This is a genomic window from Bacillus sp. 2B09 (genome assembly GCF_003946835.1).
Classification (GTDB): Bacteria; Bacillota; Bacilli; order Bacillales; family Bacillaceae; genus Bacillus; species Bacillus altitudinis.
This window is the reverse complement of the sequence record NZ_RPSG01000002.1, coordinates 473,474-497,818: the sequence shown is the minus strand read 5'-3', so window position 1 is coordinate 497,818 and position 24,345 is coordinate 473,474. Positions and strand designations below refer to the sequence as shown.

Annotated in this window: 18 protein-coding genes; 10 read left to right on the top strand and 8 right to left on the bottom strand. The window is 40.4% G+C overall.

Going from position 1 to position 24,345, the window contains the following annotated elements; translation table 11 throughout:
- Positions 1-16 precede the first annotated feature (16 nt).
- Positions 17-742: a GntR family transcriptional regulator gene (locus EBQ12_RS07425; protein WP_125589543.1), complete on the top strand. Its 726-nt coding sequence runs from the start codon at positions 17-19 to the stop codon at positions 740-742.
- A gap of 26 nt (positions 743-768) precedes the next feature.
- Here EBQ12_RS07425 and EBQ12_RS07420 read toward each other — a convergent pair whose 3' ends face one another.
- The 5 genes from EBQ12_RS07420 to EBQ12_RS07400 all read right to left on the bottom strand — a co-directional run bounded on the left by EBQ12_RS07420 (position 769) and on the right by EBQ12_RS07400 (position 6,744).
- Entirely contained in the window at positions 769-4,623 is a 3,855-nt protein-coding gene (locus EBQ12_RS07420; protein ID WP_125589541.1) for a lamin tail domain-containing metallophosphoesterase family protein, read from the bottom strand.
- A gap of 94 nt (positions 4,624-4,717) precedes the next feature.
- The gene (locus EBQ12_RS07415; RefSeq protein WP_007500042.1) at positions 4,718-5,104 is read right to left on the bottom strand and encodes a phage holin family protein; all 387 of its coding nucleotides are present in this window, start codon (positions 5,102-5,104) and stop codon (positions 4,718-4,720) included.
- Positions 5,105-5,299: a PspC domain-containing protein gene (locus tag EBQ12_RS07410; RefSeq protein ID WP_008348183.1), complete on the bottom strand. Its 195-nt coding sequence runs from the start codon at positions 5,297-5,299 to the stop codon at positions 5,105-5,107.
- A gap of 6 nt (positions 5,300-5,305) precedes the next feature.
- Positions 5,306-6,397, bottom strand: a complete 1,092-nt coding sequence (locus EBQ12_RS07405) for a DUF4097 family beta strand repeat-containing protein (protein ID WP_007500040.1) — start codon at positions 6,395-6,397, stop codon at positions 5,306-5,308.
- 11 nt (positions 6,398-6,408) lie between these two features.
- The gene (locus EBQ12_RS07400) at positions 6,409-6,744 is read right to left on the bottom strand and encodes a hypothetical protein (RefSeq protein ID WP_008348186.1); all 336 of its coding nucleotides are present in this window, start codon (positions 6,742-6,744) and stop codon (positions 6,409-6,411) included.
- Positions 6,745-6,941: 197 nt separating this feature from the next.
- Here EBQ12_RS07400 and EBQ12_RS07395 point away from each other — a divergent pair, with 197 nt between their 5' ends.
- Entirely contained in the window at positions 6,942-7,172 is a 231-nt protein-coding gene (locus tag EBQ12_RS07395; RefSeq protein ID WP_008348188.1) for a hypothetical protein, read from the top strand.
- 230 nt (positions 7,173-7,402) lie between these two features.
- On the opposite strand, the gene uvrA is transcribed toward EBQ12_RS07395, so the two are convergent.
- The 3 genes from uvrA to EBQ12_RS07380 all read right to left on the bottom strand — a co-directional run bounded on the left by uvrA (position 7,403) and on the right by EBQ12_RS07380 (position 12,808).
- Positions 7,403-10,279, bottom strand: a complete 2,877-nt coding sequence (gene uvrA, locus EBQ12_RS07390) for an excinuclease ABC subunit UvrA (RefSeq protein ID WP_125589539.1) — start codon at positions 10,277-10,279, stop codon at positions 7,403-7,405.
- Positions 10,280-10,286: 7 nt separating this feature from the next.
- On the bottom strand, positions 10,287-12,272 hold the full coding sequence (gene uvrB / locus EBQ12_RS07385; protein ID WP_017368122.1) for an excinuclease ABC subunit UvrB: 1,986 nt from the start codon (positions 12,270-12,272) through the stop codon (positions 10,287-10,289).
- 290 nt (positions 12,273-12,562) lie between these two features.
- Positions 12,563-12,808, bottom strand: a complete 246-nt coding sequence (locus EBQ12_RS07380; RefSeq protein ID WP_008348197.1) for a CsbA family protein — start codon at positions 12,806-12,808, stop codon at positions 12,563-12,565.
- Between the two features lie 284 nt (positions 12,809-13,092).
- On the opposite strand from EBQ12_RS07380, the gene EBQ12_RS07375 reads away from it, so the two are divergent.
- The 8 genes from EBQ12_RS07375 to EBQ12_RS07340 all read left to right on the top strand — a co-directional run bounded on the left by EBQ12_RS07375 (position 13,093) and on the right by EBQ12_RS07340 (position 24,304).
- Positions 13,093-15,618 (top strand): PEP/pyruvate-binding domain-containing protein, encoded by a 2,526-nt coding sequence (locus EBQ12_RS07375; RefSeq protein WP_125589537.1) that lies wholly within the window; start codon positions 13,093-13,095, stop codon positions 15,616-15,618.
- A 90-nt stretch (positions 15,619-15,708) separates the two neighbouring features.
- Positions 15,709-16,281 (top strand): TetR/AcrR family transcriptional regulator, encoded by a 573-nt coding sequence (locus EBQ12_RS07370; RefSeq protein WP_125589536.1) that lies wholly within the window; start codon positions 15,709-15,711, stop codon positions 16,279-16,281.
- Positions 16,282-16,321: 40 nt separating this feature from the next.
- A complete protein-coding gene (locus tag EBQ12_RS07365) occupies positions 16,322-17,656 on the top strand; it encodes an MFS transporter (RefSeq protein ID WP_125589534.1) in 1,335 nt (444 codons plus the stop codon).
- 268 nt (positions 17,657-17,924) lie between these two features.
- Complete coding sequence (locus tag EBQ12_RS07360) at positions 17,925-18,908, top strand: YncE family protein (RefSeq protein ID WP_125589532.1); 984 nt, start codon at positions 17,925-17,927, stop codon at positions 18,906-18,908.
- Entirely contained in the window at positions 18,905-19,591 is a 687-nt protein-coding gene (locus tag EBQ12_RS07355) for a response regulator transcription factor (RefSeq protein ID WP_125589530.1), read from the top strand. The genes EBQ12_RS07360 and EBQ12_RS07355 overlap by 4 nt, the downstream gene beginning before the upstream one ends.
- Positions 19,588-21,006 (top strand): HAMP domain-containing sensor histidine kinase, encoded by a 1,419-nt coding sequence (locus EBQ12_RS07350; protein ID WP_125589528.1) that lies wholly within the window; start codon positions 19,588-19,590, stop codon positions 21,004-21,006. Before EBQ12_RS07355 ends, EBQ12_RS07350 begins: the two co-directional genes overlap by 4 nt.
- A 150-nt stretch (positions 21,007-21,156) precedes the next feature.
- On the top strand, positions 21,157-23,280 hold the full coding sequence (locus EBQ12_RS07345) for an ArnT family glycosyltransferase (protein ID WP_125589526.1): 2,124 nt from the start codon (positions 21,157-21,159) through the stop codon (positions 23,278-23,280).
- A 31-nt stretch (positions 23,281-23,311) separates the two neighbouring features.
- A complete protein-coding gene (locus EBQ12_RS07340; protein ID WP_025208052.1) occupies positions 23,312-24,304 on the top strand; it encodes a glycosyltransferase family 2 protein in 993 nt (330 codons plus the stop codon).
- Positions 24,305-24,345 lie beyond the last annotated feature (41 nt).

Below are 24,345 nucleotides of genomic sequence, written 5' to 3'. Positions count from 1 at the left end.
ACGAGAGGATTTTCACATGTTTATTGATAAGCAGTCACCTATCCCCATGTACCATCAGATTATGGAGAACTTGAAAAAGCAGATTGAGGATGGAACGTTAGCACCTGATACACTCATTCCTTCTGAAAGAGAATATGCCGAACGCTTTGGTATTAGCCGAATGACTGTCAGACAAGCCTTATCGAACCTTGTGAACGAAGGATATTTATACCGGCAAAAAGGAAAAGGAACATTTGTTAGCCGAAAGAAATTTGAACAACCGCTTCAGGGCTTAACAAGCTTTACAGAAGATATGCGTCAACGTGGGCTTAAAGCTTCAAGTCAGTTGATTGATTTCAAAAAAGTCGCATGCCCAGAGCACTTGCTGCAATCATTACAGCTGTCGAACAGTGAAGATGTCTATGAATTAAAACGAATCCGCCTTGCAAACGATGAACCAATGGCTATTGAAACGAGTTATATTCCTGAAAAATTTGCTGGCGAGCTCACAAAGGAACATTTAACTGGATCTTTATATGAATATATAGAAGCGAACACAGGTCTAACCATCGCCCATGCCAAGCAGGAGCTTGAAGCCAATGTTGCATCAAAGGAAGAAGCTAACGTGCTGTCTATTTCATTAGGGGACCCTGTTCTCTCCATTGCAAGAACAACTTATTTTCAAAATGACATTCCATTCGAGTATGTCATGTCCATTTATAGAGGGGATCGATACAAGCTCACTCACACAATGGAAAGATAAAACTGTGCTCTTGAAAGCACAGTTTTTTATTTCCTAAGAAATGTTGATTGATCATCATTTTTTGTATGAATTTTCCATATAGGAGAAATCGCTTTCCCTTCGAAACGGTCTTTTGCGACAGTGTACCAATAATATTCTTGATTTGGCTTTAACCCTTTCCATTCAAAGGTTGCTTTTTTACCACTTTTCACACCTTTGACTTCTCCAAGAAGAACGTTTGTGTAGACATTCAATTCAAAATAATTGGTTTTAACGGATTTCATTTTTGGTGTTAAATCGACATCAATTGAAAATTCATCTTGATCTCCATACGTTTTTGGATCATAAAAATGTTCTTGATTCAAGTAGGGTGAGTATGTGGTGAAATGAAGTTTATTTTTTTCTTGATCTGCAGTGATCAGCCGCATAAAACCTTGACCGCCTTCAGGACCTGACTGGTAATCTGCAAGGATTTGATATACTTTTCTGTCCACTTTTCCATCATGATCATCGTCAATCTCATCTACTTTTCGACTGGCTCCGTGGTAGTGGCCACTAAATACTGCGACAATATTCGGGTGACGTTTTACCACTTGATGGAAGATCAAATCTCCAATTGGGCTTCGATTGCCGCTCACTAACAAATACTCATGGAAATTTAAAATGACAATTCGATCTGGATGTTCAGAAATGACTCGATTTAACCAGTCAATCTCATTTTGCTTGATCCCCCAGCCCATATACACCATCATATAATCATTGCCACCAGCAGAGATAAGATCATAATGACCTCGATTGTTTTGATAGGATTCACCGTAATACGGCTTGTCTTCAAAGCGTTTCGCTCCAAAATATCTCCCATATTCCCTATAATGGCCGTCTTTGTGCCTGACATCATGATTACCAGCTAATACACCGTAAGGAATATGATGCTTATCTAACACACGCATAAATGTATCGGCACGATTCCACTGCTTATCCTTTGAATCATCCACAATATCACCTGTATGGAACACATATTGAATATTTAATGGGTCCCTTTGATCTCTGATCCACTCGACCATTTTTTTGAAGATATGAGGATAACTTCTGGCATAATATTGAGTATCAGACATCCACACCATCTTATAAGGCTTTAACGTCTTACTGATCTCATCTTGTACAAGCAAATCAAACGTTTGATTTTTCATATACTGTCTGACTGACAGCAGCCCTTTCAGGTAAAATTCCTTTTCATCCTTGGCAAAGTGATGAGTGATTTTATCCCACTTTTCTTGCTGATGATTCCAAGCGTACATCGTTACCTTTCTCCCTGATAATGAGCTTCCTTTCCATACAGCCTCGACAACATCCTTTTCACGTACATCGTGATGAACCTTGATTTGAAAGCGATGATAAGGAAAATGCTGTAGATCTTTCGTTTCCACTGATTTACCATCAGCAAATGCAATGCGATTTCTTTCTCGATTAGAAAAAATCATTTCACCTGTTTCATTTAAATGTTTTGGCGGCTCTGTTTCCGCTGCATATTTGAAAATCTTCATGGACGGATGCAGCGATGTATATTGATAGGCACGGTAAAAGGAGTAATCTAACTGATCATTAGTAGGATCATTGGTTAGCACTGTTTGCTTAGATGATTCCTTTTTTGTCCTATCTGACACTCTCTCTGGCGTTTCAGGGTGTTCATGTACCGTCTTAAAAACCTTTCTCAAAGTTGATTTGTTTCCAGCGGCATCTTTTGCTTTTATCTTCAACGTGTGCTCCCCAGGTTCTAATTCGCTAGAGGACGTTTGATAAGGCAAAGAGATCGGTTTTCCATCTAAATATGCCTTCATCTCCGCTATATCACTCCAACGATCCGTCACCTTTGCCTTTAACGTAAAGACGCCTTTATATTGGTCATTTGCTTGTATATTACTCTTGATTTTCGGACCCGTGTTATCGACTTTCACACGTACAGATTGAGATTCGTCTGCGGTTTTAGCCTGAACAACATGTACTCCTTCTTTCAGCCTTCTTGTATCCCACTGAATATAGCTTGAAGCATATGCTTGCTTCGGGATTTGAAACTGAAATGCTCTTACCTTCTTAGCGCTGCCACCGTCACCCATTTTCCATTCCTCATGCTGGCTCGCATTTAGAGGCAGAATTTGAGTTCCATTCGATAAAATCATCTGGACATTTTTCAATTCAAAATCATCGTGATTTTCTCCAGGAAATCGGTCAAACGGCGATGACTTCGTCCCAGCATGGAATGATATTGTTTGTGGACCTGCCTTTTCTAAGTGTTTTTCTGGTATTGGTATCGTATAGGTGCGATACACTTTTGTCGAATCATCAAAAATGGAAAGTAAGTGCTTACCTATAGACACACCATTCTTAAAATATAAATTTGTCCCTTTGACATCAAATGCAAGATATGGATCTGCTTCAAGTGCAGGGAATACTTGTCGAATCGGTTTCCCATCTATCATTAATTGTATGCTTTTTTTCTGATCTGCTGTTGCTTTTAAGTGAAATACGCCAGAAACCGTATCTCCTTCTTCTACATTCAATCGAAGGCCGTGAGCTTTGCTTACTTGTTCCACATCAATTGTTTTTTTCATTGTCATTGCTTGATTTTCGCCGTCTGACGCTTCAATCTGATATTCCAATCGTTCTTTACCGATGAGCTCAGGTGAATAAATAATATGGTGAAACAGCCGATCATTATGATCCTTTTGAAGCAGCACCTCTTTAAAATCTTCATGACGATTGGTTCGATATCGCAATTTGACCGTTTTGACGGACTGATCATCCTGCACATCTGCTCTCATTTCAATGCCTTCAGTTGGTTTTATCGGTTGATTGTCTGTCATATCTTCAATCACAGGTTTATGAACATCTTGTGATATTTCTTTTTTTTCAGTTGGAACTTGTGCTTTTAACACTTTTCCGGGTGTCGGCTCTTCCTCCACTTTCGAGATCAGCTTCATTTGTGTCGTACCATCCATTGGATACTTGAACAGTAACGATCTGTGCTCGCTAAACAATGAAGGCTTTAAACGATAGGATGCCGACGATACCTCTTCTCCTATATTTGTTGTGATAGAAACAAGGCGGGATTTAGAATTGGACAATCCTTTACTCTCAATGATCGATAGATGCTCGCCCTCTTTTAAATGGCTTTTGTACATCGCATTAAAGTCCGCTACCGTTAAATGCTCCTGCCCTTTTTTTCTAAGCCAAAATACGTACGGTTTTCCAGGAGAAATGGTGATAGGACTTGTGTGGAATGAATATATATCATCCATCTCCACGCCTTGCGCTGGATTGCGATAGCGAAGCTGGTAATGTCGAAGTGAAATGGGTGCATGAGTTGTGTTATACACCTCGATGAATTCAAAAGCATCCTTGCCTTTGCGGTTTTTTGAATTCACGACGATTTCTGTCATCAATAGCTCAGGAATTTGTGAGAGATCCTCTTCAAATCCGTTTAAGTGAACTGCTTGTTCGGTTGTTTTGATGACAGACTTCTGCGTCAGGAATTCTGTATAGTAATGAACTGTTGAATTCCACAATTGATCTGTCGGGATTTTCGCTGTGAATTCTGGTTTCATCCCCGGCAATCGTTCCATTGGGATCAATCGATATCCTAGCTCATCACTCTGTTTATAGTACAAGTTTGCAGACAAAATTTGCTCTGACTGACTAATAGATGCCCGAAATTGAAGATCACGTTTTTTTCCTTGAACCGGACGGACATCTACTTGAAATTGATCAAAGATAAAAGGTGAAAAGGGCTTATTTCGTATGTTCACTTGTGTTTGTGTCAAAGATCCTGCTGAAGCAGGCTGACTGAAACAAAAAAGAATGCTCAAAAAAAGCAAAAGAATGATTTGTCTGCTCACATTCACCATCGTGCACCGCCTCCCTTCGGATATTGTGTCTCCTGAAGACGGTTTTTATGACAGATGGAACGGGGAAACGATATAAATTCACACAAAAAAACCGTTAGCTTTTTTTCGCTAACGGTTCCACGATTCCTTTCTGTATGAGCAGATGGAAAATGGATAAAATGACAGCCATCCAAATGGCCGTTCCAAACCCATCAATGTTAAAACTATCTCCCATAAAGCTTGAGGTCATCATCAGTGTGATGGCATTAATGACAAAGAGGAACAATCCTAGTGAAAGTACTGTCACTGGCAGCGTTAAAATGATCAAAAACGGCTTCACTAAAATATTGAGCAAGGACAAAATAATACTTGCTACAATCGCTGCGCCAAAGCCTTCAATATACACACTACCAAGGCCTGGCAGAATGCCTGAATCAAAATATCCAGCAATGACGATTAAAAGTAATGCATTGACGAAAATACTAACGATCCATCTAAGCATTTAGTTAGTGCCTTCTTCCGGAACAACAAAATACCAGATGAAGTAGATCAAGAATATCGGCATAAATGCTGTCATAAATCCGATGATCACCGTTAAAATACGAAGCAGGGATGCATCGACACTTAAGTATTCAGCAAGTCCACCGACAACACCCGCTATTTTTTTATCTGTCGCTGAACGATAAAGCTTCTTCATGTAGAATCACTCCTTGTCTGATTGGTGCTTTACTTGGATTGAGCCTGTTTTTGTTTCTGCAAAAATGGATATATTGTGCTCCGCCTGTTGATTGGCTTTGATCATTTTCTCTTTTTGCAGCGTTTCATTTTTCTCTTTAATCATATTTGCATCAAGCAGTTCATGAGAGATCGATCCGAGATTGCTTTTCAGCTCCGCAGTCACTGCACAAGCACGCGGAATCTGAACGTCCACACTGCCTGTTGTCGTTTTTGCATAGATCGAACGGCATTTCTCATCTGACAGCTGAACAGCAATGTTCCCATTGAAGCTCTGTGCATCAATTGATTCACTTTTCCCGCGCAGGTCAATGAGCCCATTAATGGTTTCTACTTCAATCATACCACACTCGTGATCAGCCAGTTTGATTTGTCCATTTGCTGTTTCAATCCCGACTTTTTCTGCTTGTAAAGAGGCAAAAGAGACGACGCCATTTGTTGTTTTTGCAGCCAGTTCTTTTGTCTTTAGTTTTTCCCCGCGAATCGGTCCATTAAACAGTTTGACTTTGATTTTATCGTATTGGATACGTGGTACATACAGGGTGACATTGACCTTCATGGTCTTCTTTTCAGTTCGGATAAAAAATTTGTCCCCTTCAAGCCCGCAATCCAGATGTTGAAGAAATTGCTGTCTGGCCTGCTCTCCATCCTCTGCACGGTAAATTTTCGCATGACACTCTGCCCGAACATCCCCATCATCCCAAGGCATCAAATTGAGACTGCCGTTTGCCAATTGAATATCTAAATGAGAAAGTGCCGCGTCTTTGAATTGAAAAATGTGTTCAACGTCGACGGACTGTCCAAAGTTCAAATCAAGATCTACATCTTTGACCTTTTTCACCGCCGAATCTAACCATCCAAACAGCTTTGCACCGAGGTTTTCAGTACCAGTTCCTTTATTCTCTGTGCCAGCTTTTTCTTCATGAAAGGTATGATCAGCCGTTGATTTTTCTAGTGAAATGGACTGATTTTCTTCTAATTTTTCAAGTAGCGTAATTGCTTCTTTTGCAGATAATGTCCCGTCTTCTACTAATTTTAAAATGCGTTCTTTTTCATTCATACAAAGCCCTCCTACGATTTGATGGATTGAAGCACTTTAATACCTTGAATGATATTCCAAATGACAGAGATCAAAAAGCCAATGGCGACTAAAAAGGACAAGATAAGTACGGTGAACACTGGAACGAGTGAGTCGCTTGCCTGTGTCGTCAATAAAAAGGGGATAGCTCCAAAAACCAGCAGCACACACGCTGCGACTGGCAAAACATGTGACCACAATGCACGCAGCGAATGCCGTTTCGTTTCCTTTTGATCCACTACAAAATATGCCACGATCGGTACAATAAACGGCATGAAAAATACACTAAAATAACAAATAGATGCAATGATCGACTGATCTCTGTTCATATATATTCGCTCCTTCATGATGAAAATTCCTTTCTAACTCATACGTTTATGGCGTATAAAAAGTTTCAAACTCATTCGATTTACATATGTCCTTAGACACAAATTATTTCTTTTTGCACCTAAGTGTAGATTCTTCATGGATTACCCTTTAAAATATGTTGAAAAGATGGTGATTATCATTATAGGGGGTAATTATTTTGACAGATCATCATAATGCTAACCACACGGCACAAACGCTTTTAGACCTTATACAGAAACAGAAAAGCATGAACAGCGATATGATCAAGGAGCTAGAGGCCATTCATCCGTCTCATCCGAAGTATGGTGATATCCGTTATTTAAAAGTACTGCTCGATAGTAGCAGCACTCATATTTTAAAGGATTTAACGCACCTCAGTAACTTAATGCCAAAGGAAGATGTGCAATAAAAGGAAAACCCCTCTTTCGGAGGGGTTTCAGATTGTTGACAAAGGGCTAAAATGAACTTGATTTTAGCCCTTTGTCTTCTTTTCAGCGTGATAGAAAACCTTTGCAGTCTAGGAAGGACGAGTACTGGCGCGGAGCGAATTTGACATTCGTGAGCACCGGCACGCAGGACTGACAAAGAATGCGAGGGTTTGGCTACACGCTGAAACCCCTCTTTCGGAGGGGTTTTTCTTTATGAGGATGTCACACTTTCTGTTTCTTTGACTAACTGTTTCATTCGCTCACGATCACGATCTAAAATCGGTTTTAAGTATCGACCGGTGTAAGAAGCTTCTTCTTTAGCAATGTGTTCAGGTGTTCCTGAAGCAATAATCGTTCCTCCACCAGCACCGCCTTCTGGTCCTAGATCAACAAGGTAATCGGCAGCCTTAATAATATCAAGGTTGTGCTCAATGACCAATACCGTATCCCCGTTTTCGACCAAGCGCTGGAGCACTTTTAACAACCTAGCAATATCATCCACATGAAGACCGGTTGTCGGTTCATCTAAAATATACAAGGATCTTCCGTTTGAACGGCGATGAAGCTCAGATGCCAATTTCACGCGCTGCGCCTCTCCACCAGACAATGTCGTGGCAGGTTGCCCAAGTGTAATGTATCCTAATCCAACATCAAAGATCGTTTGCAGCTTCCGCTTAATTTTCGGGATATTCTCGAAAAATTGAAGTGCGTCCTCTACCGTCATTTCAAGAACATCGGAAATATTTTTCCCTTTATACGTGACCTCTAGCGTCTCACGGTTATAACGTTTCCCGTGACACACTTCACAAGGCACGTATACATCAGGTAAAAAGTGCATTTCAATTTTAATAATGCCATCTCCACGACATGCTTCGCAGCGTCCACCTTTCACGTTAAAGCTGAATCGCCCTTTTTTATAGCCTCGTACCTTCGCTTCATTGGTTTGCGCAAACACATCCCGCACATCATCAAATACACCTGTATACGTAGCAGGGTTGGATCTTGGTGTACGGCCAATTGGAGATTGATCAATATCAATGACTTTGTCTAAGTGATCCATTCCTTTGATTTCTTTGTGCTGTCCTGGCTTCGCTTTTGCTCTGTGCAGTTTTTGGGCAAGGGATTTCAATAAAATTTCATTCACAAGTGTACTTTTCCCTGATCCTGACACACCCGTCACAGCGGTAAAGACACCTAAAGGAAACTTCGCATTCACGTTTTTAAGATTGTTTTCTTTTGCCCCTTTAATTTCAATGAATCGGCCGTCAGGCTTTCTTCTCTCAATCGGAAGCGGGATGAATTTCTCACCAGATAAATATTGTCCAGTCAACGATTTTGGGTCTTTCATGACTTCTTCTGGCGTTCCAGCTGAAATCACTTCTCCTCCATGAACCCCTGCACCTGGTCCAATATCAATGAGATAATCAGCGGCAAGCATCGTATCTTCATCATGTTCTACGACAATCAGTGTGTTTCCGATATCACGCATGTTTTTCAATGTCCCAATCAACCGGTCATTATCCCGTTGATGCAGACCAATCGATGGTTCATCTAAAATATAAAGAACGCCTGTCAGTCTTGATCCGATTTGTGTCGCCAAACGAATCCGCTGCGCCTCCCCGCCTGATAATGTGCCAGCAGACCGGCTTAATGTCAGATAATCTAATCCGACATTATTTAAGAAGGATAAGCGCTCTTTGATTTCACGTAAAATGAGCTGGGCAATCTGCAAATCTTTCTCAGACAACTCAATTTTCTCATAGAAATCAAGGGCATCAGATACAGACAAATCGGTCATTTCTCCGATATGTTTGCCATTGATGAGAACCGCAAGCGTTTCTTTTTTCAGGCGATATCCTTTACAGGTCGGGCATGGCTGATTGGCCATATATTTTTCCATTTGCTCCCGAATATAATCGGAGCTCGTTTCCTTGTAGCGTCGTTCAATGTTACGAAGCACACCTTCAAACTCGATTTCATTTTCACGGACCTGGCCAAAATCATTTTCATATTTAAAATAAATCAGCTCAGAGCCGCTACCATATAAAATTTTATCAAATAAATGCGGCGGGATATCTTTTACCGGAATATCCATGTCAATTCCATAATGTGTACATACCGCCTCAAGAAGCTGCGGGTAATATTGTGAGCTTTGAGGCTCCCATGGGGCAATGGCATGCTGACGTAAAGTCAAATCCTTATTCGGAATCACAAGCTCTGGATCTACTTCTAGTTTAGAACCAAGCCCATCACAGCTTGGACAGGCACCGAAAGGGCTATTAAACGAGAACATTCTTGGCTCAAGTTCCCCAATAGAGAATCCGCAGTGCGGACAAGCATGATGCTCACTAAATAACAGCTCCTCTTGTCCAATCACATCAATCATCACACGACCTTCACCAAGTCGGAGTGCCGTTTCAAGAGAATCAGACAACCGTGCAGCCACGCCTTCTTTCACGACAATTCGATCAATCACCACTTCAATGGAATGCTTTTTATTCTTTTCAAGCTCGATCTCTTCTGACAGGTCCTCCATCTCGCCATCAACTCTGACTCGAACGTAGCCCTGCTTCCGAATTTGATCAAGTACTTTCACGTGAGTTCCCTTACGTCCAGATACAACCGGAGCAAGCACTTGTAGTTTCGTTCGTTCTGGATACTCTAAAATGCGGTCTGTCATTTGCTCAATCGTCTGTGATGTAATTTCGATCCCATGAATAGGACAAATCGGTTTTCCGACTCGAGCATATAATAGACGCAAGTAATCATAAATTTCTGTAACAGTCCCAACGGTTGATCGAGGGTTCCTGCTTGTCGTTTTCTGGTCAATACTAATCGCTGGAGAAAGCCCTTCAATCGCATCTACATCTGGTTTGTCCATTTGACCGAGAAATTGACGTGCATAGGCTGACAGTGATTCAACATACCTACGCTGACCTTCTGCATAAATGGTATCGAAGGCAAGCGACGATTTTCCCGAACCAGATAAACCCGTAATGACCACTAGCTGATCGCGCGGGATATTGACATCAATATTTTTAAGGTTGTGGGCTCTTGCCCCTTTCACCTCTATTCGTTCCATAGCCATCAGGCATTCATCCTTCCGCTTTTAGCTCTAGCAATAGATCTCTTAATTCTGCTGCTTTTTCAAAATCAAGCGCTTTTGCTGCATCTTTCATTTCCATCTCGACGTTTTCGATCACTTTTTCTCGTTCTTTTTTGCTCATTTTTGACAACTTTGGTGCTGCTTTTGTTTCGTATTCTTCTGAATCCTCATGTACTTTTGTTGCCTTGATCACATCTCGAATCTTCTTATGGATCGTTTGCGGAGTGATACCAAATTTCTCATTATACGCTTCTTGCTGCTCACGTCTCCGCTTGGTTTCTTGTATGGCAATGTCCATTGATTTCGTCATATTGTCTGCATACATAATAACCCGGCCTTCTGCATTCCTTGCAGCACGGCCAATCGTCTGGATGAGGGATCTTTCTGAACGTAAAAAGCCTTCTTTATCCGCATCTAAAATCGCCACGAGCGACACCTCTGGAATATCCAAGCCTTCTCGAAGAAGGTTGATCCCTACAAGCACATCATATTTTCCGAGACGTAAATCACGAATAATCTCAATCCGTTCGAGTGTCTTAATTTCTGAGTGCAGATAATTGACCTTGATTCCGATTTCTTTCAGATAATCTGTCAGATCCTCAGACATTTTCTTCGTTAAAGTCGTCACAAGCACACGCTCATTTTTCTCAACCCTTGCATGAATTTCCCCAATTAAGTCATCGATTTGTCCTTCAATCGGACGAACTTCAATGATTGGATCAAGCAAACCGGTTGGACGAATAATTTGTTCCACGACCTCTGGCGTTTTATCAAGCTCGTATGGGCCCGGTGTTGCGGATACATGCACAATATGGTTAATGTGCTTTTCAAACTCATCAAATGTGAGTGGTCTATTATCAAGTGCTGACGGCAGACGGAATCCGTGATCAACAAGCACTTGTTTTCTTGCCTGGTCCCCATTGTACATGGCGCGAATTTGCGGGATGGTCACGTGTGACTCATCGACAACAATCATAAAATCATCCGGAAAATAATCAAGCAATGTGTAAGGTGTAGAACCAGGCGGACGTAAGGTGAGATGTCTTGAGTAGTTCTCAATCCCTGAACAAAAGCCCATCTCTCTCATCATCTCTAGGTCATACCTTGTCCGCTGCTCAAGACGCTGTGCTTCAAGCAATTTTCCGTTTTCACGAAGCTTTTCCAACTGTTCCTCAAGCTCTTTTTCAATATTAATAATCGCTTTTTCCATCTTTTCTTCTCTTGTGACGAAGTGAGATGCTGGGAAAATAGCAACGTGGTCACGATCACCGAGAATTTCTCCAGTGAGAGCATCTACTTCACGAATACGTTCAATTTCATCACCGAAAAACTCCACTCTGATACAATGCTCATCTCGTGAAGCAGGAAAAATTTCAACGACGTCTCCTCGAACTCTGAAGGTTCCGCGCTGAAAATCTATATCATTACGAGAATACTGAATATCCACAAGCTTACGCAGCAGCTGATTGCGTTCAATTTCCATTTCAGTTCGTAAAGACAGCACAAGCTCTCTGTATTCTTCAGGAGAACCTAAGCCATAAATACAGGACACACTGGCAATGATGATGACATCTCTCCGCTCAAATAATGAGGATGTGGCGGAGTGCCTTAGCTTATCGATCTCATCATTAATGCTGGCATCCTTTTCAATAAATGTATCAGTTTGAGGCACATACGCCTCAGGCTGGTAATAATCATAATAACTCACAAAATATTCAACAGCATTATTTGGAAAAAATTCCTTGAACTCGCTGTATAATTGTCCGGCAAGTGTCTTGTTATGCGCAATGACAAGTGTTGGTTTGTTCACTTCTTTGATCAGGTTGGATACAGTAAAGGTCTTTCCCGTACCTGTAGCACCTAACAGCGTTTGATGCTGTTTCCCCTGATGGATGCCCTCCACAAGCTTTTCAATGGCTTTTGGCTGATCTCCTTGGGGCTGATAGTTAGAAACTAATTCAAAGCGGTCACTCACATCAAAGCCTCCGTTTCGTTACGAAATCTATCTAATGAATATATTATCATAAAAGAACACAAAAATACGAACTAAAGTTCGTGTCTGACTTGATTTTTATTTCCAATACAACCATACCCTCTCTGCCGTGGCTCATAACCCTCTAAAGAAACCTTCCTTTCAGTATGGAACATTTTGGAGCGAGATATTCGATCAGCAGAAAAACCACAAAAAAGAAAGCTGCACTCACTAGAATCGTAAGCACAGCTCCTGCAATCAAAAACATTTTCTTTTCATCAAGAGGGATCACATCAATGATGTTTTTCAGCCTTCTCTCTTTTTTCGACTTCTTTCTTGGCCATAAACAATGCCCCGGCCACTAAAGAAATAATATCTAATCCTACGATAAAGTAGGTTTCTGTATAGCCTTTCATATACGAAGCAAATAAAAGCGCTGCTGTTAATGCAATGCCAACGTAATGATTATAAGTAACCTTTGAAAATAAAATAACGAGCAAGAAAGGAAAAACAAGTGCAAATATGGCTTTTGTAATCACAAAAACCCTCCCTCTACATGGTCTACTCCCTTGATTATAGTAAAGATTGGCATAATGAACAATTCACAGTTTTCAATTTCAGCTTTTTTCTTCTCGGTTGAAGACTTTTGATATAGATGAGGAGGAAAATTAGTGAAAACGTCCCCTTTCTAAAGATAGGTCTTTACGTCTTTGACAGTTACATCCAATAAATTCTATGATGAAAATGATAGTGCGCACTATCATTTTAAAAAACAAAAAGAGACAAATGAAACCATTGGCTATTTGGATAAGGGGGCATTCCCATGTATTCAGTATTATTTCATGCGGCTGAAGAATCCGCATCACTCGCAGGGGCAAAAGGCGTGAATTTAATTAAATTAAACAATCACGGACTGCCAGTTCCAGATGGATTTATTATTAAAACGAACAGCTTTGCAAGCTTTCTTTCATATCACAATTTCCACCCAACTGATCAAAACCTTGCCCGAAAAATCACAGAAGCTTCGTTTCCTTCACAAATGGAGACAGAATTACTTTCATCCTTTCAATCATTGTTGAAAACATATCCATCCGTTGCAGTGCGATCCTCTTCTGTTGCGGAAGATCTCGAAGGCGCCTCCTTTGCAGGTCAATACGAGACCTATTTAAATATCAAAACAAATGAAGAATTCTTGCAAGCCGTCAAAGAATGTTGGTCGTCTTACTTCGCAGCAAGAGTCACAGAATATAAGGAAGAGATGATTGAGAACGAGGAAGAGATGCCGCTCATGGCTGTTGTTGTACAAGGATTGATCCATTCTGACATCTCTGGTGTCATCTTTAGTGAGAATCCTGTATCAGGAAAAACAAACGAAGTCATGATGACTGCAAGCTATGGACTAGGAGAAGCCATCGTCTCCGGCCTTGTGACGCCAGATACATTTATTGTAAACAAAGAAACGTACTCTATTGAAAAATCACTAGGAACAAAAGAAGTGCAAATTGTTCCCTGTCAAGAGGGCGTCATTGAACAACCCGTAGGTGAGGAGATGGCTGGCCAATTTTGTCTTCGAGATGATCAATTGATCCAAATCACGAAAATGACAAAACAAGTAGAAGAACTGTATGGACATGGAGTAGATATCGAATTCGGCATGTCAAACGGTACTTTTTATTTACTTCAAGCAAGACCGATTACTGCTTCTTTTTCCAATACAGCAAATGGCTCCTCAGGTGCAGCCTTTCAAATGAAACCTGAAGAGCTACAAGACTTCTGGATCTCAATGGACGATCATATGCCTGGACCCACAAGTCCTCTTTTTTCAAGTTTGATCATACCTGCTTTAAAAAACGGGATGAAGAAAAACGGAGAGAAGTATCAAGTGCCAGACCTTAATATTAAAGATATCAAGCTTTATAGAGGACATCTGTATTCTTCACCGTCTATGCCAGAAGCGTCAGCTGAACCAGTTTTTGACGAGAGTCTATTCGAACTGTTTCCTCGTTTAAGCGAAAGAATGTATCGCATTTTAGAGCAAAACTTGTTCCCATTATACGAAAAGCTTGATCGGCAAATCACTCAATCGCTGACAATTGATGAAGCCATTAATGGCTTTCAAGAATTAAAGGAGATTTATCTAAGAGCGTATGACGACCATTTTGACATTGTCATACCTCAAGTCATTCTATCAGCGATCATTGAAGACATGCTTGTCTCATATACTGGCGATCAAACACAAGTCGTCCTGTTGCATGAAATGATGATAGGTGTGATGAACAAGTCTCTTGAAACAGATCAAAAGCTATTTCACTTGGCAAAAGACGTCCTTCAAGATTCGGAACTTCTTCAAGCATTTACAGATCATTCAACGAATGCTGAACTATTATATGCACTCAATCATACAGAAAAAGGGAAAAACTTCATTTCCAAAGTAGAAGATTTTCTCCAAGTCTATGGTTGGCGGTCTGTTAAAAGCCATGATTTCACAGAGGAAACATGGGTGGAAAATCCTGAATTTGTCTTGGACATCATTAGAAACAACATTCGGCACCAATCTGATTTTGATGAAGAATTTGCACAAGCCGTGATCAAAAGGCAAGAAACGTATGAACAGTTTATCAGTCAAGTGACAGATGAAGCGTTTAAAACAAAATTTGAAGAACTTTATCATTTTGCACTCCATGCAGCCAATATTCGAGATGATCATCACTTTTACATTGATGCCATGTTAGATGCAAAAGCGAGACTCTATCTCTTAAAAATTGGTGAACTTCTTGTTCAAAAAGGAGCGATCCCTCATCAAGAAGACCTTTGGTATCTTTACGATGATGAAGTACTCAATGCGCTCACAACTTCGACCACATACGATTCGATCATTCAGCAAAGAAAAATTGAAATGAAGGAAAATGAATCCATCCAACCACCAGCTTATACAGGAACGCCTTCTGAAGCTGAATTGCAGCAAGTAGAAAGAATGCTTGGTTCTCTAAGGGAAAATGCAAACAACACAGACGATGCAATCTATGGAATTGGTGCATCTAGCGGCATTACTTCTGGAAGAGTCAGAGTCATTACATCTGCTGATGAATTTTCACAATTTGAAAAAGATGACATTTTAGTTTGTAAAACAACGACACCTTTATGGACCAGCTTATTTAGAGACGCCAAAGCAGTCATCACCGATTCTGGCGGTATTTTGTCCCATTCCGCTATTATCGCTAGAGAATATATGATACCGGCTGTCTTAGGCACACGGATCGCAACTGAAAAACTAAAATCCGGCGACCTCGTGACAGTAGATGGAGCCAATGGGCGTATCCAGTTATTAAATCAGCATTCACGGGCATAGTCGTCACTGTTTGGATCATATTGGCGGTCACAGATTTTATCGGTATACTTACTTTGTTGCAAACACATTCATAACCTGAGGTGAGTATGCTTGTTAAAATCAACAAATCAACGGATCATTCGCGCAACAATGGAATTATTGTCTGAAAAGGGCTATCAAAAAACAACGACAAAAGAAATTGCGACAAAAGCGAATGTAAGTGAAGCGACAATTTTTCGTAACTTTAAAAACAAACGCGGCGTGATTGCTGCCATTATGAAAATGAAATCAACACCGACCAAAACCCTTGAAGCAGAATTTAAAGACGATTTATACACCGATTTAAAATTTCTCGGTAGCTATTTCCTTGAAGATTTGACTTCAAAAAAAGAATTTATCTATATCAGCATGAGAGAACCCGCTATGTTTAAAGATTTAACAGACCATGAAAAAATTTATCCTCAAGAATTGAGAGACATGCTGATTCATTATTTCAAAAAAATGGGCGCTCAGCATCGTGTATTAGAAGGAAAAGAAGACATCTATGCAGATATATTTATTAGCACGTATTTTGGCTTTTTCATTCAACAGCTAGAGCAAGACATTCAGCTTGTTTTAACACAAAAAGAAGACTTTATTGAGACATGCACACACATTTTCATGAGAGGAATTTCCCCCACTTAATTGGGTGAAATTCTTCTTTTTTACAAAGGTGGTAAACACATTGAATCTTAAAAAAGAGAACTTGATCATTTATTCTTTGCTGCTTGGAGCTATTTTAGTTCCAGTCAATTCAACCATGATCGCAGTCGCTCTATCATCTATATCAACTTATTACGATCAATCCATATCAAACATTACTTGGGTGGTCACGATTTATCTAATTGTCATGGCAGTCACTCAACCTATTGCGGGTAAGCTGGGAGATATATACGGCCACCGCAACATGTATTTAGCTGGTGTGATACTCTTTTTGATTGGCTCCATTGGATGTGCTTTCGCACCTAATCTTGCTTTTCTTATTAGCTTCCGATCAATTCAAGCGGCAGGCGGAGCTATATTAACGCCGAACAGCATTGCTTTAATTCGAGCAACAGTATCACATGAAAAGCTTTCTAAAACTATGGGATTTTTCGGTTTTGGAGCGGGAATTGGTGCCGCACTTGGACCTTTTATTGGCTCTATTCTCATTCAGAACTTTGACTGGCATTCCATTTTCCTAGTGAATATACCATTTTTGATTCTCACACTTGTGACAGGCGTTTTTATGATTCCGAAGATGAAACATACGCGTTTACAAGCCAATGTAGATATCATCGGTTCGTTATACTTAACAATCGGGATCGCCACACTCATTTTGTTTACTAAAAGCCAAGTATTAAACGAATACATGATCTATGGCGTTCTAGCGGTCATTTCCATTCCTTTATTTTTCAAACACGTACGGAAAGTTACAAATCCCATCATTGATTTGACATTATTTAAAAACAGTACCTTTACGAACGCTAACCTTTCTATCATGCTTAGTAATTTTGTGATGTACGCGATTCTTCTCATTATGCCGCTGTTTATGGAGCAAAAACTCGCGCTTTCTCATACACAAAGCGGGATTTTCCTTTCGATCTTTTCACTCTGTATGTCGATTAGTGGATTACTCGGGGCAAAGCTCCATCCAATAAAAGGTGCCAAAAAAATGATTCGATTTTCATTTCTCTGTCTTACTTTATCCGGTGTTATGCTGATCACACTAAGCAGCTACCCAAATTTACCACTCCTTATCATCACATTAGTCGCTGGGGGGATCTCATCAGGTATTGGCATGACTAGCATGCAGATGGCTTCTTTAACATCTGTTGATCAGAGTTTATCCGGCTCTGCATCTGGGATTTTTTCTACCTTTAGATATTTCGGAAGTATCATTTCATCTACTTTAATTGGTATATTAAGTGGTTTTCAATCTTTATTTATCGTATTAATGGGCGCAGGTATTCTTGGTTTCCTCCTCTCTCATCGTCTAAAAACGAAACCCACTTCTCATTCATCTGAACACTCTGCTTAATGACTCCCTTCGCTCTATTTAGGGCGGGGGAGCTATGATTATTTGTTACTGTAACCAATTATGAATACAATGATCAAACTGTGAAAATGATCTTTTACTCATGAAAAAATGTCATATGAATAAACGAAAAAGAAATTTCAGCTTTCATTTGCCTCTACTTCCCCACATAAAAACTTCTTTTCATTTCTTCCAGCATTCATAACTTCGATTTTTTTTCACAATTTTTGTGTTATGCTTTTTGAAAATAGAGCACCAAAGGAGCAGAAGGATGAAACGAGTGAAATATTTTTTAATATGCTTGTCAGCTCTACTATTTTTCCTAGCAGGCTGCGGAAAAGACCAGCAATTTACGCCCCCTGGCAGCTCTCAATCAATTGCTGTCATTTCTCAACTAAAAAAAGCCTCCTTTTCAATCGTTGATTTACAAAAAAATAAAATTGTCTCTTCCGTTGATTTAAAACATCCTCTCACTGATCTTGTTCACATCAACAAAGACGTGATCATTGCATCAAGTAAGGAAGGACAATCTCTTATAGAAATCAATTTAAAAAAAGGAACAGCAACGGACTATATGGATGTGAATAAAGGTCTGACTTCACTTGCGTATGATGCGGATACCAACACTTTACTTGTGACCGATTCAGAGAAAAATGTCGTTTATTTTATCGATACAGTGCACAAGAAAATAAAAGCAACTGTGAAGACCGGGACATTACCCTCTTCTATGGCGTTGTCTTCTTCAGGAACGTTGTTTGTTTTAAATGCAGAAAGTCATTCTGTTTCAGTCATTGATATTGAAAAGAAAAAAAAGATACGAACGATTTCCGTCCTAGAACGGCCATCTGGTATTCATTTTGATGGGCATTCCATTTGGGTTGGAGGACACGGTAAACCGGGCACATTAAATAAGAGCATTTTTGCTTACGACCCTAAAACAGGTAAAAAACAGCGAGAAATCAAACTAGGTGTTATGCCAGTCGCATTTTTTTCAGAAAAAAACTCTTCTACTTTATATGTATTATGTCATGGAGACCACACACTATATAAAGTAAATACCGAGAAAAACAAACTGCTTTCCTCTGTTGAGACCGGTCAAAATCCGAATTATATCACTGCTGATTCCTCATCTATATATGTCAGTAACTTAGATGACAATTCAGTATCCGTCATCGACAAACATACATTTATGTTGAAGAACCGACTGAACATCCCAGCAGGACCTTATGCTATCATGTTGGAGGAAAAGAAATGAAAGAACAGATGAATATTTTAATAGTAGATGATGAATTAGATATGCTTGAGTTAATCGGATCCTTTTTGCAGAGACAAGGCTTTCACGTGATAACTGCAAATAATGGCACGGACGCCTTACATCAGCTTGAAAAAGAGGCCATTGACCTTGTTGTATTGGATATTATGATGCCAGATATGGATGGATTCGAAGTCTGCCAGCGCATTAGGCAAACCTCTCAAATCCCCATTTTATTTTTAACAGCTAGAAGTTATGAAGAGGATCGCATTAAGGGGCTGGAAATTGGAGCAGACGACTACATCATGAAGCCTTTTAGTCTACGTGAGCTTGCAGCTAGAATTGAAACGACATTAAGACGAATTAGAGGTCTTTCTTTAAAGCGCAGTCGAATCATAATTGGTGACTTGGAGATTGATCAAGATGGCAGACAAGTCTATCTCAAGCAAGAGCCAATCAATTTAACAAGAAGAGAATTTGATTTACTTATGTTTCTTCTGCTCAATCAAAGCCAAGTCTTTTCCCGTGAACAGCTCTATCAAAAATTGTGGGAATCTCACTCACCTAGTGGCTCTTTAAGAACAGTCGATACACATATTAAAACACTAAGACTGAAATTAAAGGAAGCGGAACGGTATATTAAGACCGTTTGGGGTGTCGGCTATAAGTTTGAGGAGGACAAATGAAGCCATTATCTATTAAAAGGAAAGTGCTTTTCTTAATCCTTTCCGTTATAGGCATCGTTGCTGCCTCAGCTCTTGCCCTGACTTATTACTTATACCAGCACTTATATATAGATAAACAGATTGACTCTTTAAGTTTACAAGGAAAGAAGCTGGCAGAAATCTATCACAAACACGGGAAAGACACATATTTTACTGACAGAATGAAGTGGGCAAATGACTCAAGTCAGGCAAGTGTTATTTTTACTGATGATCCTATGGAGCTTTCAAGCGGTATTCCTTTTGATACGAATACAAACGATAACCTCATTACGTTTAAAGAACGCCAAAAACTTCTTCAGGGGGAAACAGTTGTGTTAATTAGAGAACACCCCCAGTTTCATCAAGATATTCTCGGGATTGCCATCCCTGTGTTCTCAAACAAAAATGATTTATCAGGAACCATTTTCCTCTCTATGCCTTTATCTGATGTGTATGAACCGTTTGTTCAAATTCGATTAACGCTTGGCATCTCTATTTTAATTATCCTGCTTTTGATTTTCTTTATTGGATATAAAAGTTCTAATAAAGTCGTAAGGACGATCAATCAAATGAAAGAAATTGCAATGGAAATGGAATCTGGTGATTTTTCAAAACGCATGGCTGTGACCAAAAAAGGGGATGAGTTAAATCAGCTGAGCCGTTCCTTTAATAAACTGTCCTCTACGTTAGAAAAAGTTGAACAGCATCGCAGAGAGTTCCTTGCTAATGTCTCCCACGAACTGAGAACGCCTTTAAGTTATATGAAAGGCTATGCTGAAGGAATTGAAGAAGGCATTATTGATCAAAAGAAAGGCATGCAGATTATTCAAGACGAATCCACACGATTAAGCCGGCTCGTACATGACCTTCTTGATCTCGCACAGTTAGAGGGGGAATCTTACCCACTAACGATGGAGCCGATCGTCTTTGCGCAGCTTATTCATGATGTTCTTGATCAAATGACATTCATTGCTAGTCAAAAGAAAATCTCGTTCATCCGAGAACTCGAAGAGGATTGTATTATTTATGGTGATAGCGATCGACTTGAGCAAGTCGTTCGTAATTTATTGGACAATGCCATCCATTACACGCCTTCAGGAAAATCGATTTCGATTGAATTATTCGTTCACCAACAAACTGCTGAATTGAGAATTACAGATGAAGGCAGCGGAATTCCAAAAGGAGATCTCCCTCATGTCTCTGAGCGTTTTTATCGAGTGAATAAAGCCCGCACAAGAAAAGATGGCGGCTCTGGTCTTGGACTAGCCATTGTTTATCAAATTATAAAAAAACATCGTGGCACGTTCGTTCTTCAATCTGAACAAGGCTTAGGTACGTCCGCTATTATACAATTACCAAGTGCAGAGACCACTGAAACTCCGCCTGTCTCCTCATAAAATAAGATGACATCTTTTAAACAAAACAGCTCTTTTCTAGAGCTGTTTTTATTCAACAGAAAAATAAAGAATTGGCCTTTTTTTATTAACAATTTATTCATATTTGCTTGTTACACTTTTTTCAAGTTAAGAAAAAGGAGTGACAAGCTTTTGATTAGACGCTTTCAGAAATTTGATCTTTATTTATTTTTCATATTGATTTTATCTGCCATTTTAAACATTTATAACATTTGGAACGACGATACGGTGAACGCTTATTATACAGCGGCGGTCACAAGTATGATGCAAAGCTGGCATAATTTCTTCTTTGCTTCGTTCGATCCCTCAGGTTATGTCACGGTGGATAAACCACCGCTCGCCTTCTGGCTGCAAACGATCAGTGCCAAAATTTTTGGCTTGCATGGCTGGAGTGTGATCTTACCCCAAGCTTTAGCTGGCATTGGATCTGTTTATTTAATCTACCGCCTAGTCAAACCTACATTTGGCCTGGCTGCTGCAAGAGTGTCAGCGCTCATTATGGCGTGTACACCAATCGCAGTTGCTGTATCTCGTACAAATAACATTGACAGCTTACTCGTCTTTATTCTTTTACTCGCAACAGCCATGATGTTCAAGGCTGTGAAACAGCAGAAAGTGCTTTGGGCGATTGCTTCTTTTGCAATGATCGGTGTCGGTTTTAATACAAAAATGCTGCAAGCGTATATGATTGTACCGGCTCTCGTCCTGTTTTACATCATCGCCTATCGAACGACATGGAAGAAAAAGTTGTTATCGCTGATGATTTCGATGATTGTTCTTTTAGGTGTATCTGCTTCATGGTCTATAGCGGTTGATCTCACTTCCAAAGACAACCGTCCTTATATGGGATCAAGTCAATCGAATTCAGCACTAGAATTAGCCTTTGGTTACAATGGTCTTCAGCGGTTGACTGGTCAACAGTCTGGCGGAGGAGGCGGCACAAATCAGGGCGAGGGACAGCCACCTTCACAGCAGGGTGATCAGCAAAATGACAATAATTCATCCACCATGCCTCAGCCGCCATCAAATGGAACTCAAAACAACTCAGACAATTCAAACCAATCATCCAGTCAGGAACAGCCTTCAATGCAAGGACCACCAAGCAGTGCAAACGGCTCAACACCACCTGATATGCCTTCAGGCGGTAATGGTGATGGACCGCAAAATGGCGGGGGCGGAAAAATGGGAAGTGGTTCTGGCATGTTTGGAACAGGAACAAAAGGGCCATTACGTCTGTTCCAATCTGAACTGTCCGATCAAATCAGCTGGCTGCTTCCATTTGCGCTCTTCGGTGCGATTGGTATCTTCTTCTCGACAGCCTTTGAAAGAAGACGTCTCAATACAAAACAAAAGGAAACACTATTTTGGCTAGCTTGGCTTATACCTGTTGCTGCATTCTTCAGTGTAGCTGGATTCTTCCATCACTATTATTTAATCATGCTGGCACCGCCAATTGCTGTATTAGCAGGAGCAGGATGGGTTTCTATGACTCAATTGTTCCAAACAGGAACTGGCTTTAAAAAATGGTTGCTTCCAATTGCGATATTCGTCACAACCGCATTTGAAATCTTTATCCTATCCACTTTTACAAGCACGATTGGACTTGGACTAAGCATCGCAGTCGGTATCATTGGTGTTGGAACGATCCTTTCTCTGCTCTTGATAAAAGGGAAAGAAAAACTAAAACAATTCATGTCTCTCATTGCCATCCTTGGGATGCTGATCGCACCACTATACTGGGCAAGCACACCTCTTCTTTACGGAGGAAACAGTATGCTGCCAGAGGCTGGTCCTCAGCTTGCAACTTCAAGTGGCAGCATGAGTTCACAAGTCAATGAAAAGCTGATCAGCTATCTTGAGAAAAACAATACGGGAGAAGAATTCCTATTCGGGACAACAGATGCAACCACTGCTTCGCCTTACATTATTAAAACAGGAAAAGCTGTTATGGCATTAGGTGGATTTAGTGGATCTGATAACATTCTCACGCTTAATGAATTCAAACAGCTCGTTAAAGACGGCAAAATCAAATACTTCTATCTTTCTGGTATGAGAGGCGGCAGCTCTGACATTCTCACTTGGATTCAAAAAAATGGCAAAGAAGTATCTACTTCTAAATGGCAGAACAGCTCTACATCCAAAACGAACCAGCAAACAGACAGCTCTGACAGCCAACAATCAAAACAAAATGATCAGTCAAATGGACGAATGGGCGGAATGGAGAGCGGTACTCTTTATGAACTATCCGTTGATTAATTCATCTATTAAAAGGGAGGAACGATGACTGATGGAAAAGAACATACAATACTCTGTTGTAGTCCCAGTGTATAATGAAGAACTTGTGATCCATGAATCGTATCAGCGCCTCAAGACCGTCATGGATTCGACGGGAGAAGCATATGAGCTTCTCTTCGTCAATGACGGCAGTATGGATCGAACAGCTGAACTGATTAAAGGGTACTGCCAGACTGATCCGCATGTGAGACTTATTGATTTTTCTCGTAACTTTGGGCATCAAATTGCCATTACAGCGGGAATGGATTATGCAAAGGGAGAAGCTGTCGTAGTGATTGATGCGGATTTACAAGATCCACCTGAATTGATTTTAGACATGATTGAAAAATGGAAGGAAGGCTATGAGGTCGTATACGCGGTCCGCACGCAACGAAAAGGCGAAACAGCTTTCAAAAAGTACACGGCTTCCCTTTTCTACCGAGTTCTACGTCAAATCACCGAAGTAGATATTCCTATTGACACCGGCGACTTTAGATTGATGGATCGTAAAGTGTGTCATGAAATGAAAAAAATACGCGAGAAAAACCCATTTGTCCGGGGATTAGTGAGCTGGGTTGGCTTCAAACAGATTGCGGTAGAATATGTTCGGGATGAGCGGTTGGCAGGAGAAACAAAGTACCCTCTCAAAAAAATGCTCAAGCTCTCGATGGATGGGATCACATCTTTTTCTTACAAACCTTTAAAGCTAGCCAGCGTAGCAGGTATTGCCCTTTCAGCTATTGGCTTCATTTCGATGTTTCTAGTTTTATATTTAAAGCTTTTTACTAACAGCACCATCACCGGCTGGAGTTCATTAATTGTCATTCAGCTATTCTTTAGCGGGATCATCCTCTTTATGTTAGGCATGATCGGGGAGTATATCGGCCGAATCTACGATGAAGCCAAGGACCGGCCGCTTTATATCGTCAGGGAGAGCTATGGCCTTCAGGCAAAGCCCCATCCCGTTCAATCCCCTGTCCACTTCAAGCAATATAAACAGCATTAAAAAAAGCGTGCGAGACCCTTCAGAAGGTCCTGCACGCTTTT